The 15,456-nt window shown below is 68.9% G+C and carries 17 protein-coding genes; 9 read left to right on the plus strand and 8 right to left on the minus strand.

What is annotated here, in order from left to right; genetic code table 11:
* Nucleotides 1-10 precede the first annotated feature (10 nt).
* Genes NP4_RS04765 through NP4_RS04775 form a run of 3 tightly spaced genes read right to left on the minus strand, consistent with a single transcriptional unit; the run spans nt 11 to nt 2,319 of the window.
* Nucleotides 11-661, minus strand: coding sequence for a response regulator transcription factor (locus NP4_RS04765; protein ID WP_067992418.1), 651 nt, complete (start codon nt 659-661; stop codon nt 11-13).
* Nucleotides 658-1,806: a sensor histidine kinase gene (locus NP4_RS04770; RefSeq protein WP_067992421.1), complete on the minus strand. Its 1,149-nt coding sequence runs from the start codon at nt 1,804-1,806 to the stop codon at nt 658-660. The genes NP4_RS04765 and NP4_RS04770 overlap by 4 nt, the downstream gene beginning before the upstream one ends.
* A gap of 21 nt (nt 1,807-1,827) precedes the next feature.
* Nucleotides 1,828-2,319, minus strand: coding sequence for a hypothetical protein (locus tag NP4_RS04775; protein WP_067992424.1), 492 nt, complete (start codon nt 2,317-2,319; stop codon nt 1,828-1,830).
* A gap of 177 nt (nt 2,320-2,496) precedes the next feature.
* On the opposite strand from NP4_RS04775, the gene lanKC reads away from it, so the two are divergent.
* From lanKC to NP4_RS04790, 5 genes are all read left to right on the plus strand, one after another.
* Nucleotides 2,497-5,100: a class III lanthionine synthetase LanKC gene (gene lanKC / locus NP4_RS04780; protein ID WP_067992426.1), complete on the plus strand. Its 2,604-nt coding sequence runs from the start codon at nt 2,497-2,499 to the stop codon at nt 5,098-5,100.
* Nucleotides 5,101-5,267: 167 nt separating this feature from the next.
* Nucleotides 5,268-5,390 carry a hypothetical protein gene (locus NP4_RS42390; protein ID WP_255285409.1) on the plus strand — a complete coding sequence of 41 codons (123 nt, stop codon included), beginning with the start codon at nt 5,268-5,270 and terminating at the stop codon, nt 5,388-5,390.
* Between the two features lie 166 nt (nt 5,391-5,556).
* Nucleotides 5,557-5,685 carry a hypothetical protein gene (locus NP4_RS42395; RefSeq protein WP_255285411.1) on the plus strand — a complete coding sequence of 43 codons (129 nt, stop codon included), beginning with the start codon at nt 5,557-5,559 and terminating at the stop codon, nt 5,683-5,685.
* 204 nt (nt 5,686-5,889) lie between these two features.
* Complete coding sequence (locus tag NP4_RS04785; protein WP_067992428.1) at nt 5,890-7,158, plus strand: MFS transporter; 1,269 nt, start codon at nt 5,890-5,892, stop codon at nt 7,156-7,158.
* Nucleotides 7,158-9,185: a prolyl oligopeptidase family serine peptidase gene (locus tag NP4_RS04790; RefSeq protein WP_067992433.1), complete on the plus strand. Its 2,028-nt coding sequence runs from the start codon at nt 7,158-7,160 to the stop codon at nt 9,183-9,185. The genes NP4_RS04785 and NP4_RS04790 overlap by 1 nt, the downstream gene beginning before the upstream one ends.
* On the opposite strand, the gene NP4_RS04795 is transcribed toward NP4_RS04790, so the two are convergent.
* Nucleotides 9,182-10,510: a DUF1003 domain-containing protein gene (locus NP4_RS04795; RefSeq protein WP_067992434.1), complete on the minus strand. Its 1,329-nt coding sequence runs from the start codon at nt 10,508-10,510 to the stop codon at nt 9,182-9,184. The genes NP4_RS04790 and NP4_RS04795 overlap by 4 nt on opposite strands.
* A 67-nt stretch (nt 10,511-10,577) precedes the next feature.
* Here NP4_RS04795 and NP4_RS04800 point away from each other — a divergent pair, with 67 nt between their 5' ends.
* Nucleotides 10,578-11,021 carry a VOC family protein gene (locus NP4_RS04800; RefSeq protein ID WP_067992437.1) on the plus strand — a complete coding sequence of 148 codons (444 nt, stop codon included), beginning with the start codon at nt 10,578-10,580 and terminating at the stop codon, nt 11,019-11,021.
* Here the strand turns inward: NP4_RS04800 and NP4_RS04805 are convergent.
* On the minus strand, nt 11,018-11,671 hold the full coding sequence (locus NP4_RS04805) for a hypothetical protein (protein ID WP_211335783.1): 654 nt from the start codon (nt 11,669-11,671) through the stop codon (nt 11,018-11,020). The two genes, NP4_RS04800 and NP4_RS04805, sit on opposite strands and share 4 nt — an antisense overlap.
* Before the next feature lie 18 nt (nt 11,672-11,689).
* Here NP4_RS04805 and NP4_RS41475 point away from each other — a divergent pair, with 18 nt between their 5' ends.
* Both NP4_RS41475 and NP4_RS04810 read left to right on the plus strand, forming a co-directional pair.
* Complete coding sequence (locus NP4_RS41475; protein ID WP_169813652.1) at nt 11,690-11,839, plus strand: hypothetical protein; 150 nt, start codon at nt 11,690-11,692, stop codon at nt 11,837-11,839.
* A 107-nt stretch (nt 11,840-11,946) separates the two neighbouring features.
* Nucleotides 11,947-12,378 carry a hypothetical protein gene (locus NP4_RS04810; protein WP_067992439.1) on the plus strand — a complete coding sequence of 144 codons (432 nt, stop codon included), beginning with the start codon at nt 11,947-11,949 and terminating at the stop codon, nt 12,376-12,378.
* 8 nt (nt 12,379-12,386) lie between these two features.
* Here NP4_RS04810 and NP4_RS04815 read toward each other — a convergent pair whose 3' ends face one another.
* Entirely contained in the window at nt 12,387-12,887 is a 501-nt protein-coding gene (locus NP4_RS04815; protein WP_067992570.1) for a hemerythrin domain-containing protein, read from the minus strand.
* 127 nt (nt 12,888-13,014) lie between these two features.
* Between NP4_RS04815 and NP4_RS04820 the strand changes: the two genes are divergently transcribed.
* Nucleotides 13,015-14,091, plus strand: coding sequence for an alcohol dehydrogenase catalytic domain-containing protein (locus NP4_RS04820; RefSeq protein ID WP_067992442.1), 1,077 nt, complete (start codon nt 13,015-13,017; stop codon nt 14,089-14,091).
* A 7-nt stretch (nt 14,092-14,098) separates the two neighbouring features.
* Here NP4_RS04820 and NP4_RS04825 read toward each other — a convergent pair whose 3' ends face one another.
* Entirely contained in the window at nt 14,099-14,899 is an 801-nt protein-coding gene (locus NP4_RS04825; protein WP_067992445.1) for an alpha/beta hydrolase family protein, read from the minus strand.
* A gap of 47 nt (nt 14,900-14,946) precedes the next feature.
* Complete coding sequence (locus tag NP4_RS04830) at nt 14,947-15,429, minus strand: LURP-one-related/scramblase family protein (RefSeq protein WP_067992573.1); 483 nt, start codon at nt 15,427-15,429, stop codon at nt 14,947-14,949.
* Between the last annotated feature and the right edge of the window lie 27 nt (nt 15,430-15,456).

A 15,456-nucleotide genomic window follows, 5' to 3' on the forward strand; every position in this document is an offset into this window, starting at 1 on the left:
GAATCGGGCCTCAGCCCATCAGCCCGCTCCGATACGCCAGCACCACCGCCTGGGTCCGATCGCGCGAGGCGGTTTTGGCGATCACATGCGCGACGTGGGTGCGCGTCGTCGCCTCGCTGATGAACAGTTCGGCGCTGATCTCGGCATTGGATCGCCCCGATGCCATGAGTACCAGCACTTCTCGCTCCCGGGCGGTCAGCGTCGACAGCAGCGCGGGCGCGGTCACCGCACGCGGGCCCGCCCGGCGGAAGGCCGACAGGACGCTGCCCACGATCGTGGGATCGAGCCACCCGTCACCTGCGGCGCAGCGCCGAATGGCCTGCACCAGATCGGCGGGCGCGGCGTGCTTGAGCAGAAAGCCGCTCGCGCCCGCGGTCAGCGCCTCCTGCACCGCGGCATCCTCGTGAAAGGTGGTGAGCACCAGCACCGCCGGGGCATCGGGCAGGGCGGTGATCGCCCGGGTGGCCTCGACACCGTCCAGGATCGGCATCCGCAGATCCATCAGAACCACCTGCGGCGCAAGGACTTTCACCGCCTCCACCGCGGCGGCGCCGTCCCCGACCTCCCCCGCCACCTCGATATCGGCGGCCGCGCCGAGCAGCATGACGCAGCCCGCCCGGACCAGCGCCTCGTCCTCGGCGACCAGCACGCTGATGGTCATGACACCTCGATCGTCGTCTCGGATGCGGGCAGGGTGGCATGGACGCACCAGCCGTCGCCGTCGGGTCCGCAGGTCAGCTCGCCGCCCAGCGCGTCGAGTCGTTCGCGCAGTCCGCGCAGGCCGTTACCGGAGGACAGCGCCGGGGCCGCGGGCGGCGCGCTACCGCCCGCACTGCGGACGGTGAGGTCGAGACTGGCCTCGCGCCAGGCGATTCCGAGGATCACCGTCGCGCCCGGACCCGCGTATTTGGTGGCATTGGTCAGCGATTCCTGCACGGTCCGATAGGCCGCGAGATCGGCCTCGGGAGCCAGCGGCCGGGCGGTGCCGACCACCTCGCTGCGCACCCGCAGCCCCGCGCTGCGCGCGGATTCCAGCAGTCCCTCCACATCGGCGAACCGGGCCGCCACCGCGCCCGCGGGTTCGCTCGACCGCAACAACCCCAGCATCGAATGCAATTCGGTCATGGCCCGCCCACCGGCCCCCTCGATGACCTCGAGCGCCTCGCGCACCCGGGGATCCGCATCGGCGGCCAGCGCACGGGCCGCCCCGGCGTAGAGGATCATTCCGGCCACCGCGCCGGTGACGCTGTCGTGCAATTCATGCGCCAGTCGCAATCGCTGTGCGGCCAGGGCCCTTTCGGCCTCGGCCGCGAGCCTCTCCCGCTCGGCGCGCGCATGCTCCTCGCGAATGTGGGCCAGTCTGCCCAGACCCCACGCGATGAGCAGGATGACGGCCCAGGTCCCGACCGCACCGGCGAAGTCGCGCAGCTGCGCGCCGGACGGACTGGACTGCGCGGTCCGGAAACTGAACAGGCCCAGCGGCAGCGCCGAGGCGACGAGCACCAGCCGCGCGGTGGACCCCGGCGCCCGACTCGCCACGGTATAGGCCGCCACCAGCAGGTAGGCGAACGGATAGTACTTCGGCACAACGAGATTCACGCCCGTGTAGAGCCACACCACCATCCACACCCCGAGCGGGAACCGCTGCCGCATCAGCAGCGCCGCGCACAGACCCGCGGCCACCATCGGCACCACCCACAGCGGCATCATCCCGCCGTCGATCAGCTCGCGGTCGCCGTACCAGAACGCCAGATCCACGCCGCCGGTGATCAATACCAATGCCACGTCGGCGATGCGCCGCATCATGACCAGCAGTTCCCCACGAACTCAGCCGCCGCCGAACAGCCGGGCAAGCCACCGGATGGGATCCTCCACCGGAAAGCCGCCGCCGGGATCGAACTCCCCGATCGGCTCGCCGACCGGAATATCGTGCGGGATCTCGTCGAACACCTCGCGCACGGCCGCGACGATATCGGCGTCGCTCGGTTGCAGGAACGGTTCGAAACCCAGTGGATCCTCGGCCAATCGCACGGGCACCCCGCGCACGGGCGCGTTCGATCCGACGGCGAGCTCGAGCAGCACCAGGTCGGTGGCGTCGGGCACCACCCGCACCCGCGCGACATCGATGACCTCGCCGATATCCTTCTCGGCCGAGAACACGCCCACCCGCAGTCCCCGCGAGGCGCTCGCGAGCTCCTGGTTCAGCGGTGGGTGGACCAGCGCGAACTCCGGTTCGAGCAGGGTTGCCGCGCCGAGGGATTCACCGGTCGCCCCGGATTCGCCGACCGCGTACACGACGACCTTCGTCCGCATCGTCATGCGCAGCAGTGTCCCACGAACGGCATGCCTACCGCCGGGCGATGAGCGATCTCATCGCCGTGCGGTAGGCCCGGAACACCACAGCGGGCCGATTCGCGCGACGGTGACCCGCCGCCATTCTTCAAACATTCGATTTCCCCCGGCGACCAGGCCGAATCCGAGAAGGGCAGCGGCACAATGCTTCAGGACGCGGCGTTCACCATCGCCCACCCCGACTACTACGAACCCTTCGAACGCACCGATCCGGGCCGCCGCTACAACCCGACCCGGCCGCCGCGCGGCTGGACCCGCCACGAGTTCGAGGTGTGGACCCAGTGGACCCCGCCGGACAACGAACTGCCCGCCCAGGGCTGGAAAATCCACGTGTCCAGCGCGCTCGACTCGGCCCAGCAGGTCCTCGACGTGGTCGCCGCCGCCTGCGCCGAACTCGGCGTGGCGTTCAAACACCTCACCGGCCGCCAGTACTTCCTCTGGATGCACGGCAAGCACGGCAGCCGCGTGCAGAGCGGCAAATTCTGCGCCCTGTATCCGCCGACGCCGCAGCTCGCCTATGCCCTGCTCGAGCGGCTGGAGCGCGAATTGTCCGGTATCGCGGGGCCGTACGTGCTCACCGATCGACGGTTCGGATCCTCGCAGTGCGTGTCCTATCGCTACGGCGCGTTCCGTGCCCGGTCCCGGCTGCGGCCCGACGGCACCCGGATCCCGACCATGCTCGCCCTCGACGGCGCCGAGGTCCCCGACGAACGCCGCCCGGGCTTCCTGCTGCCCGCGGGTATCGCCGATCCGTTCGGCCCGGCGCCCGACGCGGAGGGCGAGGAGCAGGTGAGCTTCCACGGCTACACCTTCGACACGGTGCTGCAGTCCAGCAATGCCGGTGGCGCGTACCGAGCCCACCGCGCCGACGGCGGCCTGGTCTTCGTCAAAGAGGCTCGCGCCCACAATGGTTACGCCGGTAACGAGGATGCGCGCGGGCGGCTCGACCGCGAATATCTGACCCTGCGCGCCCTGCACGCCGCCGCGCCCGGACTGGCTCCCGCGCCGATCGAACTGTTCACCGAATGGGAACACACCTTCCTGGTCACCGAATTCGTCCCCGGCCGCACGCTCAGTAAATGGATGGTCGCCACCACCCCGCTGATTCGCGCCGGGGAAAAGCGGGCCGCATTCGACGCCTATTACCGCCGCTGCGCGCACATTCTCGATCAGCTCGCCGCTCAACTGGATACGCTGCATGAACTCGGCTACGCCTTCGTCGATCTGTCCCCGGGCAACATCCTCGTCGACGCCGACGACACCGTGCGCCTGATCGACTTCGAGGCCGCCCAGCCCGTCGACCATCCGCTGGGCCTGCTCGGCACGCCCGGCTACGAACCGCCGGAATCCCGGACGACACCCGGCGCGCGGGCCAAGACCGATCCGCTGCGCGTGGACGCCTACGCCCTGAGCGCGATCGCGCAACTGCTCGTCTTCCCGATGCACGAGGCCGCGCGGCGCAGCCCGGAAACGCTGTCGCATCTGCATGCCGAACTGAGCGAATTGTGTCCGCCCCCAGTGGATCTGTGGTCGAGTGTGCTCCGCTACCAACCCGCCCCGGCACATCTGCTGCTGCCGACGCCCGCCCAGGTGCGCTCGGCGCCGCACGACGCCGCGCGTTGGCTGCGCGATCGCACCGCCGACGCCTTGGAACGCATGGTCGACCTCACCAATCCGCGCTGGCTGTATCCCACCTCGGCGGAGGGCCACCGGTCCAATACCCGCTGCGTGGCCCACGGCGCCGCGGGCGTGCTGCACGCGCTGCGCGTCGCTGGCCGCGAGATCGACCCGCGGGTGATCCGCCGACTGCGCGAGGACGCGCTGCGCGAGCGGCACGCGACCGGGCCCGGGCTGCTGTTCGGCAATGCCGGAATCGCCTGGGTCCTCGACGATCTCGGCGACCGCGACGCGGCGACCACCCTGCTGCACGCGGCGAGCACCCATCGGCTCGCGACCGAATCGGCCGGATGGGGCGGCGGGGCGGCGGGTGTCGCCATGACCCACCTGTCGTTCTTCCAGCGCACCGGCGACCCGGACCACCTCGACCACGCCCAGCGACTGCTCGACGCGGTGCCCGACGGCGACGCCCTGCTTCCCGCGCTCGGCCCGGACCATCCGTCCGGCCTCGCACACGGCCGGGTCGGCATCGCCCTTGCGCTGTATTATCTTTCGACCTTCACCGGCGACGACGAACCGTTCGAGCGCGGATTACGGCTGCTGCGTGACGAACTGGTACACGCCGAGCCGATCCCCCTGGGGGCCACCGGTTTCCGAGTCTCGTCCACCGATCGCCGCAATATGCCGTACCTGGCCTGCGGCAGCGCGGGGTACGCCTACGTCCTGGCGCGCTATCTCGGCCGCCGCCCCGATCCGGAACTGCGCGAGCTGCTGCGCGCCTGTGTTCGCGCGGTGGGCATCCGATTCACCGCGGCGGGCGGGCTGTTCCAGGGACAGGCCGGACTGGCATTGGTACACGCCGATATCGCCGCCCGCTTCCCGGACGAAGACTTCCTGCCCGATCCGGCCACCCGCCCGTCCGCGCTGTTCAAATACGCCATCGCCGAGGAGACCGGCGTGCGCTGGCTCGGCGGTCGCGGCCAACGGCTCAGCGCCGATCTGGCCTCCGGATCCGCCGGGGTGCTGCTGGCCCTCCAGCACGCCACCGCGGCCGTCACCGACCCGCTGTTCACCCTCGACCTCGCCGCCGATCGACTCGACCGGGCCGGGCGGGTGAGCCGGACGCACTGAGGAAGGAGGTGATCAACATGACCAAAGTGCTGAAACTGCAACTGCATTCGGACCCCGAATTGGGCGACGACGCACCGCTGAGCTCCTACAGCGAGCACCACTGCAACAACGTCGACGAGCAGGCGCTCTGACCCGAAACGAATCCACAGCAAAGGAGGTGAACCGATATGACCAAGGTACTGCGACTGCAACTGCAGTCCGATCCCGAACTCGGCGATGACGCACCGATGAGCACCTACAGCGAGGCCCACTGCGGCGGCGGGGGCGGCGGCTCGGACGAGGCGCTGTGAACGACATGAGCAGCGTGCTGAGACTCCAGATCCGCACCGACCGGGAGGTCGAAGACGACGCGCCGTTGGGACCGCTGAGCGCGACCAGCGTGCATCTGTGCGGCGAGGCGGAACAGCTGCCGTGAGCACACAGACACAAGACGACAACCGAGAGGAGGTGAACGACATGACCAAGGTGCTGCGACTGCAGCTGCAGTCCGATCCGGAGCTGGGCGACGACGCCCCCATGAGCTCCTACAGCGAGCACCACTGCGGCGGCGGTGGAGGCGGCGGCGGCTCGGAAGAGGCGCTGTAAACCGACTGAATCGCCGGGCGCGGGTCCCTCCCGCGCCCGGCGAAATCTCTTTCACACCAGAACCATTCGAAAGGAAACAAATAATGGAAAGCCAGAACATGGTCGCGCTGGCGGCCATGGACACCGACCCCGATCTGATCGACGACGCGCCGATCAGCGTGTTCTCCGTCGCGTACTGCGACGACGCGTATTTCGGGTGACGTCATGACCGCATCGACTATCGCGGCCTCCCCCGGGGCCGATCTGCGGACCTACCGGGTCGCCCAGGCGGCCTCGACCTTCGGCAGCACCCTCACCGCCACCGCGGTCTCCGTGGTCGCGGTGGTCGGCCTGGGGGCCGGGCCGCGCGAGGTGTCCCTCATCGTGGCCACCGCGACGATTCCGCCGCTGGTACTCGGCCCGGCGGCCGGGGTGCTGCTGGACCGGGTGCGCCGGCCGCGCCGGTTGATGCTGGGAGCCGACCTGGTCGCCGCGGCGGCCGTGCTGTACTGCGCGGCGGCCATGGCGACCGGTCTGCTGACCGTCGCCGGACTCGCCGCGCTGTCGTTCGTGCTGGGCCTGACCCGGGTGGTGATCGAGGGCCTGTACTTCGGTCATCTGACCACGCTCGGGGTCACCGATATCGGGCGGGCGCGGGCCGGATTGCAATCGGCGACAATGCTTTCGCGCTCGGTCGGCGCGTCGATCGCGGGACCGCTGGTGGCCACGGTCGGCGCGGCGGCGATGTTCGCCTGCGACGCGCTCACCTATCTGTTCAGCGCCTACTGCCTCACCCGGCTGACCGCACCGGATCGGCGCACGACCGAACGACGCCAGGGCTTCGGCCGCGAATTCCTCGACGGCGTGCGGGCCTTGCGCGGTCATCCCCTGCTCGCCGCATTGGCGATATATCTGCTGGCGGGTGGGGCGGCCTCGGGCGGGGTCACCGCGCTGCGGGCGGTCTTCCTGCTGCACGAGGTCGCCTTACCTGTTGCGGTCTACGGGATTCCAGCCGTGGTGGCCACCCTGTGCGCGGCCGCCGGGGCGCTCGTCGCGCCCCGCGTTCACGCCCGGGCGGTGCCCGCGCGGCGGGTGCTGTCGATCGCGGTGCTCGGCGCGGCGATCGGCACCACCGCACTGCCCTTGGCCGCGGGACCGACGCCCGCGGTGCTGCTGGCGGCCTGCCTCGGCGCGGCGGTGCCCATGTTCTTCGGCGCGGTGCTCAATATCGCGCTGGTGACCGTGGTCGGCGACGGTGTGGGCGACGGGTATTTCGCGCGGATCGGCGCGCTGCTGTCCACCGGGACCACCGCGGCCAACATGCTCGGCGCGGTCCTGGGCGGCGTACTCGGCGAATATCTCGGGGCTCGTACGGGGATCTGGGTGTTCGTCGCCGCCGACCTGCTCGCGGCCCTCGCCTTCCTCCTGATCGTCGGCCGCGCGCCGACCACCCATGACAACAACACCGACGAACCGATTGTGAAGGTGGCGTGATGACCGCCGAATACCCCTGCGCCCCGGCCGAGGAGACCTGGGACGACCTGCACGGCATGCGAATCCGCGATCCGTTCCGGCCGCTCGAGGACCCGGCGGATCCGCGGAATCTGGCCTGGGTGGCCGCCCAGCGGGAGCTGACCGAAACCTATCTCGCCGAACTGCCCGGCCAGCAGCGGCTACAGGAACTGTTGCGCGACATCATCATTCAGGGACCGACCGCCTCACCGGTGAAATCCGCCGGGAAGCGCCGCTTCCGAGTCGGGCGCGCGCGGGTCGCGAGTCCATGGCAACTACAGGTCGCCGACGGACCCGAGGACCGGTGGCGCACACTGCTCGACGCGGCCGCCCTCGGCCCGGGCGCGATTCTGCGCCGCTGGACGCCCTCGCCGGACGGACGTTTCGTCGCCGTACAGGCCAGCGTGGGTGGATCGGAGACCTCGACCCCGCTGGCGCTGATCGATGCCGAGACCGGCGCGGTGCTGCGAACCTGCGCGCTGACGCGGTACGCACCGGTCGAATGGCTCGCCGACGGCAGCGGCTACTACTATGTGCGCCGCCACGAGAACCGCTGCGGCAGCGGCGTTTACCTGCATCGAATCGACACCGAGATCGCCGACGACGAACTGCTCGTCGGCGACGAGGATCCTGTGGGCCGCTACCACCTCACCTTCTGGCACGACCGCTGGCTGATCCTCACCGGCCGATCCGGCACCAGCCGCAACACCCGCGTCTCGATAGTCGATGTGGCCGAGGGCGGTTCACCGCGGCCGCTGGATCTGGGCGGACTGTCCTCGGCCGGTGTGGTGGTCGACCGCGACGGCCGCATCCTCGCGCTGTCGACCGCCGAATCCGAATTCGGGCAGCTGCTCGTATCCGAGCCCGACGTCTCCGAGGGCGCGTGGCGCGTACTGGTTCCGGCCGACGAACCCGCGGTGCTCGCGGCCTTCGCCGTGGCACCGGCCGAGGACGGCGACCGGCTGCTGATCCTGCGGACCCGCGACGGTTACGCCGAGCTGTCGATCCACGACGCGCGCAGCGGCGCTTGGCTTTTCGACGCCGAACTGCCCGGTGCGGGCACGGTCGCGGCGATCAAGTCCACCGACGAACCGGGTGTCCTGGTGCTCAGCTACACCGACTGGATCCGTCCGCTCGGGGCCTGGCGGCTGGATCTGCGCACTGGCCGGATCACCCCGACCGAACCGGCCGCGCGCGTGCTGCCCGGAATCACCGTCATCCGAACGACCTACCGCTCCGCCGACGACACCGAGGTGCCGCTGACGGTGCTCGCCCCGCGCGGCCCGCGCATCCCGCGGCCCGCGATCCTCAGCTGCTACGGCGGTTTCGGCATCACCTTCCGCCCGGGCTATCAGCCCGACGGGCTGACCTGGGTGCTCGCCGGGGGCGTCATGGCCATCGCCGGGGTGCGCGGCGGCGGCGAACGCGGCCGCCGCTGGCATCTCGACGGCGCGGGCGTGCGCAAACTCAACGCCTTCGCCGATCTGCACGCCGCGGGCGACTGGCTGGTCGACACCGGCTGGACCCGCCGCGGTCAGCTGGCGCTGCTCGGCGGCAGCAATGGCGGTCTGATGGCGGTGGGCGCGATGGTGCAGCGCCCCAGCGCCTATGCCGCGGTCGTCAGCGCGGGCGCGCCGCTCGACATGGTCCGCTACGAACGCTGGGGGCTGGGCCGGGCCTGGCGCGAGGAGTACGGTTCGGCCGCCGATCCCACGGCTTTGGCTGTCCTGCTGCGCTATTCGCCGTATCACAACGTGACCGCGCATCTCGACGAGCCGCCCCGGCACTGGCCGCCCGCCCTGTTCACCACCGGCGACAGCGATACCCGGGTACCCCCGGTGCACTCGTGCAAAATGGTCGCGGCCCTGCAACGCGAAATCGGCGGACCCATTCTGCTGGATGTCATCGCGGGCAAGGGTCACGCGGGCGGCGGCCCCGCCTCCGACCGCGCCCTGATCCTGTTGCTGGCCTTCGTCGCTCGGCACACCGGGCTGCCACTGCTCGACTAGGCCCGCCGACCGACACCGACATTGACGGTATGCGAGGGTCTGCGCTGGGCGAGCCGCCCGCTCGGTGTGCCGCGAAGGACCTGAAATCCGGCCTGCGCGACCACGATCGGGATCTGCCGCGCCGCCTGCAGATGCGGTAGCCGATCGCTGTCGGGCAGTTCGTCCCATACGGGCGCGTCGTCGACATCCTCGGCCCAGCGGTCGTATTCGAGGCGGGCCAGCACCTGCACCTGATCGTCGTCGAGGTCGGCATCGAGAGCTGGATGGATGGCCGGAACCATGAAACAGCCGATCTCGGCCAGATCCTCACCGATATCGCGGGCGCGCAGCCGAGCGGTTTCGCGCTCCGGTTCGAGCAACTCGCCCCAGGGGCGCAACACCTCGGCCTGCTCGGGCACCTCGCCGGTGGTCATGGCCGCATGCGCGCGGGCCTGATGGGCCACCCGCTCCCCCGCGTCGTGCACCGCCCGCGCCAGGCGCTCGGTGACCTGGGTGGCGGCATATCCGGTGAGACTATCGATCACCAGATCCTGTGCGGTCAGCCGTTCCTTCATCCGCCGGCACTCGTGCAGCACCGCCTGCGCGTCGAGGTAGGTCTGTTCGGAGCGGCGATCGGCGGTGCGGCCCAGCACATCCTGGCCGACCATGATCACGATCATGAACAGCAGCTGGGTCAGCGTCGACAGAAACGTCATGAACAGGAACGGATACCGATCGAAGCGCTGAACTCCCGCCGCCGCCAACGCGATCCACACCACCTGCGTCCCCGCGGCCAGATAGAACGCCCACACACTGCCCAACCGCATCGTCAACCAGGCCGCGATCCGATCGTTGCGGGTGATCGCCTGATCGCGCGCCAGCGGCGGGTGACGTACCCGATGCTGTTCGATCCAGGGGTGCGCGCTGGACTCGAGCAGACTCAATCCCCGACTCAAGGCCCGGTCGTGCCGATCCAGATGCGCTTGCAGATCCGCGACCTGCGCGAAGATCGCCTCGGCGTTCTCGTAGGTCTGCACCGCGCGTCGATCGGCCGCCGCGCTGACCACCCGCTGTCCGACCAGGATGACCAGGCACAGCACCAACTGCGCGACATTGTTCATGAACAGCAGGAACGGAAAGGGATACGGATCGAATCGCCGCAGCGGCTCCCACAGCGCGGCCAGCGCCATATAGGCGCTGAACACGGTGAGCACCACATAGACGGCTCGCATCGATCCCACCCAGCGGGTCACCGCGGCCGCGACTTTGTCGTTGACCCCGATCCGACTGTCGGCCAGCAGGGCCGCCGCACCCCGCGTCTCGGTCGCGTGACTGTCACTACCCAAAACTCGAACTCCTCGCACGCATTCCGTGATGCCCCACTGTAAATCGCCGGCTGCTACGGTCCTCGGCGTGAGCTTCGTACAGCGCTTCGACCACGTCGGCATCACCGTCGCCGACCTCGACACCGTGACAGCGTTCTTCGTCGGCCTCGGTCTCGAGGCCGATCAGAAGATGGCCGTCGAGGGCGAATTCCTGGACACGGTGATCGGCATGTCCGGCGCGGCCACCGAGATCGTCATGCTGCGCGCCCCCGACGGCGGAACGACGCTGGAATTGTCGAGTTTCACCCGGCCCGACCATCTCCCGGGTTCACCAGCCGCACCGGCCAACGAATTGGGCCTGCGCAATATCGCTTTCGAGGTGCGGGATCTGCGCGCCGCGGTCGAGCGGGTGGCGGCCGACGGTTACGGCCTGGTGGGCAGTATCGGCGAATACGAGGGCGTGTGGCGAATGGCCTATGTGCGCGGGCCCGAGGGAATCATCGTCTCGCTGGCCGAGCGGATTCAGAACTAGGCCGGGATATTCACCGTGATTTCCCCGCCGAGCCGATAGCCCTCGGACAGGCGCAGATGGTCCCCGCTCCAAAACCGGCCCGGGTCATACCAATTCGGCCGTCGCCGCGGCAGCAGACCCATGGCCTGATAGGTGAGCGCGACGATCTCCGCGCAGTAGGCGCTCTCCAGACCCGCCGCATCGGATTCGCGACGCTCGGAACGCCTCGGCAGCGGAATGCGGCCCCGGAACCATCGGCCCGCCAGCGCGCTGGTCGACGGGAACGGCATGCCGTCGAGGCGGGCCACCGTTCGCAGCGCCGCGTCCTCCATCGCGCGGGTCACCGGGCGATCCAACTGCCGCAGCCACGCCTGCTGCCCGTACTCCCGATTCCAGCGCAGTACGGCCTCGCGCAGATCGTGCAGCTGCGCGCCGCGATGATTGTTGCCCGACCACACATCCGGCAGTGCGCGGCCGAGTTCGGCATGCCACATCAGCGGCGGCATATCGTCGATCACCACCGCCATGCCGACGTGGTTGACCGGGCTGTTGGTCAGCCCGCGGATCGCCCGGTCGGCGTGGGAGTGCCCGCGAAACAGCCACAGATCCCCCGTCCGCGTGAGCTCCACCGCTTCGTCCAAGTCGATACTCGACCGCGATTCCCGTGACACAACGACTAGCCTAGGCGCATGCGCTGGTGGAAGTGGCTGGGCCTGGCAGGGGTTGCCGGTGTCGCGGCAACCGGAGTCGTCATCGTTCGCAGCGAACGCAAACGCCGCGCGTACACACCCGATCAGGTTCGCGAGCGCCTGCACGCACGCCTCGACGAGACCCGCTGACCGCCGGGTTGTTTCGCGCGCGAGTGGGTACCCGCCCCAGGCGTCGGCCCGGAGAACTGCGTCCTCACAGGTCGGGGATTGCGAGTACAGGGCTGAGAGGACCGGGCGTGGCGAGAACGAAGGACCGGCTGCGACACCGGAAAACGATCGAACTCGACGTTCCGGCGCATCCGAGTCAGGTGCCGTTTCTGCGGGCGGTCGCCGAAACCGTCACCCAATCGGTCGATTGCGGAATCGACGACATCGCCGACGCGCCGAGTGTGCTCGCCGCCGCGGCGCTGATGCTCATGGAGGACGCACCCGTCGGCGCGATCGTGAACTGCCGAATCGTGTGCGACGGTTCCGAATTCCACGCGCGCCTGGAATCGCTGTCCCGCACCGGCGCCACACTGGAGAACGGCCGATTCGACTGGCACACAGCGGGAACGACGACCTCATGGGTCGTCGGCTGGCAGGGCGCGTTCGACTGCGCCGCCGGGGCCTATCCGGTAGCCCTCGAATTCGGCATGGGACCCGGGCGGTCACACCGTCGGGGGTGAGGCGAAGTTCAGGAAACCACGGCGTCGACCGCCTTCTTCACCGCCGAAGGCTGTTTCGGCGACGTGGGCGCGTCCTTCCTGGATTCGAGTAGCCGAGCGCCGATCTCCTGCAACTGCTTACGACCGAGCTTGTCGCGCACCTTCGGAAACCACTCGTTCTCCTCCTCGTCGATGTGGTGGTCGACGTTCTCGATGAGCACTGTGACCTTGGCCGTGTAATGCTCGTCGCTCGGCTTCATACTCGCCAACTCCCTCACCAACACATCGGCGACATGATGCTCCTCATACGATTCGAGGATGTCGTCCTCCAGTTCGGGAACCAGCTCCCGCACCCGCGGATACATGCACTCGTTCTCGATATAGGTGTGCACGGTCAACGCCGCAATGATCTTCTCGACCACTCGCCCCCGCTCAGCGACCGCCCCCGAACTCGCATTCTTGAACTTCCGGAACAATTTCCGAATCTCTTTGTGATCCTCGCGCAGCAACACGATCGCATCGGTGCTCATATTCGCCTCCTCGGCGTCGACCGGCACGGACGCGCGCGAATTTCCCCACCGCGACGATTCGAAACATGGCGGCGCTGACGCGCTCGATACCGCCCGCGCTACCAGCGCCGCTGGCTACCGTGAACAGATGACGGAGACGATGCGCGCGGTGATCTGCCACGGTCCCAGGGACTATCGCCTCGAGGAGATTCCGGTTCCGGCGTGCGGACCGGGTGAGGCGCTGGTGCGGGTCGAGGCGGTGGGTATCTGTGCGAGCGATCTGAAGTGTTATCACGGCGCGCCCAAGTTCTGGGGTGATGCGAACCGGCCCGCGTGGGCGCAGACCGGCGTCGTGCCGGGTCACGAATTCGTCGGCGAGATAGTGCGACTCGACGACGCGGCCGCGCGGCGCTGGGGCGTCGCGGTCGGCGATCGCGTGGTGTCCGAGCAGATCGTGCCGTGCTGGCAGTGCCGCTACTGTCGGCGCGGGCAGTACCACATGTGCAGACGCAATGCGATCTACGGTTTCCAGCGCCACACCCCCGGCGCGATGGCGCAGTACATGATCTATCCCGCCGAGGCGCTCGTGCACAAGGTGTCCGCGGATCTGCCGCCCGCACACGCCGCCTTCACCGAACCGCTGTCGTGCGCACTGCACGCGGTCGAACGCGCGGGCATCACCTTCGACGATGTCGTGGTCGTCGCGGGCTGCGGCCCGATCGGTCTGGGCATGGTCGCGGGCGCACGCGCCAAACATCCCGCGCGCGTGATCGCCCTGGATCCGATCCCCGAGAAATTGGCGCTGGCCCGAGCCTGCGGGGCCGATCTCACGATCGATCCGCGTGAGCAGGACGCGCGAGCGATCATCGCCGACCTCACCGACGGCTACGGCGCCGACGTCTACCTCGAGGCCACAGGCCACCCCATCGCGGTTCCCCAGGGCCTCGAGCTGTTGCGCAAACAGGGCACCTATGTCGAATACGGCGTCTTCGGCGCCGCCGCCGCCGTCGACTGGAGCATCATCGGCGACGACAAGGAACTCGACATCCGCGGCGCGCATCTCGGCCCGCACTGCTGGCCCGCCGCGATCCGCATGCTCGAATCCGGTGTGCTGCCGATGGACCGGATCTGCTCACATCAATTGCCGCTCGACGACTTTCAGCAGGGCCTGGATCTGGTCTCCAGCGGAACCGAATCGGTGAAGGTCTCCCTGCTGCCGTCATGAGCGCGGCTCAGTAACGCGTATTCAAATAGTCCGCGGCATGTTCGGTCCAGGTCATGCCGGTGTTGTCGAACTGCTCGCCGGAGTAGAGCACATGGGTGCCGTGCGGCCAAGGCGTGAGATAGCCCGCGGCCCCATCGAAGGCGGCCAGATAGCGGTGGAAATTGCGGTTCGGATCGGCGATGCACAGCTGGACCAGTTCGCCGATGATCGACGGGCCCGCATTGCCGAGCCGCGCGCCCTCGACGAAGGAGAACGGGCCCACCACCGTGTCCAGCATGCGCAGCGGGGAGTCCTTCGGGCTGGCGGTGATGATGTCGCGGGGACAGGCGTACTCCTGAACGTCCAGCTCCGGCCACGGGCCGTGTTCGCCGTGCAGACCGAACGTGTCCGCGGCGCAGAGGTTGTGCACCGAATCCCCCGGGCTGCGCAGCGGATTGGCGAACAAGATCGCGAACGCGATCTCGAGCGGGGATCCGTCGGCATTGCGGAATTCCCCTGCGGCCACCCCCTCGAGGATCGTGCTGGCGACGATCGCGCCGAGCGAATAGCTGATCAGGCCGCAGACATCGCCGCTCTCGCGGATCGCCGCGACCCCGGCGGCGACGCCGATATCGACCGATCTGCGCAGCGACGGCGAGGACAGATTCCCGCCCGGCCCCAGCGGGCTGATCTGCGCGGGCCACAGCGGTTCTCGGCAGCGAAACCTCGACGGATCCAGATGCCGGGTCACCTCCGAGACCATTCCGGCCGGTGCGCCGTCGGGCGTCTGTGGTTCGCCGGTACCGCGGAAAGTGATGACGTCGTACATGATTCGAGCCTCCCGGGCCCGCATTACACCGACGTCTCACGCACGTCTCACTCCCCGCCGCGCGCGGCCGCGGCGAGTTCGTCGATACATACGACGATCGCCAGCGTCAGCGGAATATCGGGATGATAGATCTCCACCCCGTAGGTGTCGCGAATGCGGAACCACTTGCGCGAGGTCTCGGCGACAATGCCCTGCGGCCCCTCCAGGACATAGTTCTTCTCGATGAGATCGCCACGCGCCGTCCACTGTTCACCGGTGGCCAACGCGACGGTGAAGCCGTGCCGAATGGGACTGAAGAACTTCTTGCGCACCGTGGCGGCGGGCATACCGTCGATATGCACCACCATGCTGTCGCGCAGCGCGATCAGCCGCCGCCGCGCGACCGCGTACACCTCCCCCTGCGGCCCCTTCAATTCGAACGATCGCCGAAAGGCCTTGCCGTCGACGAGGAAGACCTGGTTACCGGCGTCATCGGTCACCCAGTAGTCCTGCCCGAAACCCATCATGCGCTGCCGCATCACATATCGCACCACCCCAGTCTGCCCCAGCGGCGCCCA

The sequence above is a fragment of the Nocardia pseudobrasiliensis NBRC 108224 genome (genome assembly GCF_001613105.1).
Taxonomy (GTDB): Bacteria; Actinomycetota; Actinomycetes; order Mycobacteriales; family Mycobacteriaceae; genus Nocardia; species Nocardia pseudobrasiliensis.

Excerpts from the sequence above, each read along its gene's own strand:
- lanKC (WP_067992426.1), top strand. The coding sequence starts at position 2,497 with ATGCTTCAGGACGCGGCGTTCACCATCGCCCACCCCGACTACTACGAA.
- NP4_RS04820 (WP_067992442.1), top strand. The coding sequence starts at position 13,015 with ATGACGGAGACGATGCGCGCGGTGATCTGCCACGGTCCCAGGGACTAT.
- NP4_RS04785 (WP_067992428.1), top strand. The coding sequence starts at position 5,890 with ATGACCGCATCGACTATCGCGGCCTCCCCCGGGGCCGATCTGCGGACC.
- NP4_RS04765 (WP_067992418.1), bottom strand. The coding sequence starts at position 661 with ATGACCATCAGCGTGCTGGTCGCCGAGGACGAGGCGCTGGTCCGGGCG.
- NP4_RS04790 (WP_067992433.1), top strand. The coding sequence starts at position 7,158 with ATGACCGCCGAATACCCCTGCGCCCCGGCCGAGGAGACCTGGGACGAC.
- NP4_RS04815 (WP_067992570.1), bottom strand. The coding sequence starts at position 12,887 with ATGAGCACCGATGCGATCGTGTTGCTGCGCGAGGATCACAAAGAGATT.
- NP4_RS41475 (WP_169813652.1), top strand. The coding sequence starts at position 11,690 with ATGCGCTGGTGGAAGTGGCTGGGCCTGGCAGGGGTTGCCGGTGTCGCG.
- NP4_RS42395 (WP_255285411.1), top strand. The coding sequence starts at position 5,557 with ATGACCAAGGTGCTGCGACTGCAGCTGCAGTCCGATCCGGAGCTGGGC.
- NP4_RS04825 (WP_067992445.1), bottom strand. The coding sequence starts at position 14,899 with ATGTACGACGTCATCACTTTCCGCGGTACCGGCGAACCACAGACGCCC.
- NP4_RS04770 (WP_067992421.1), bottom strand. The coding sequence starts at position 1,806 with ATGATGCGGCGCATCGCCGACGTGGCATTGGTATTGATCACCGGCGGC.
- NP4_RS04775 (WP_067992424.1), bottom strand. The coding sequence starts at position 2,319 with ATGACGATGCGGACGAAGGTCGTCGTGTACGCGGTCGGCGAATCCGGG.
- NP4_RS42390 (WP_255285409.1), top strand. The coding sequence starts at position 5,268 with ATGACCAAGGTACTGCGACTGCAACTGCAGTCCGATCCCGAACTCGGC.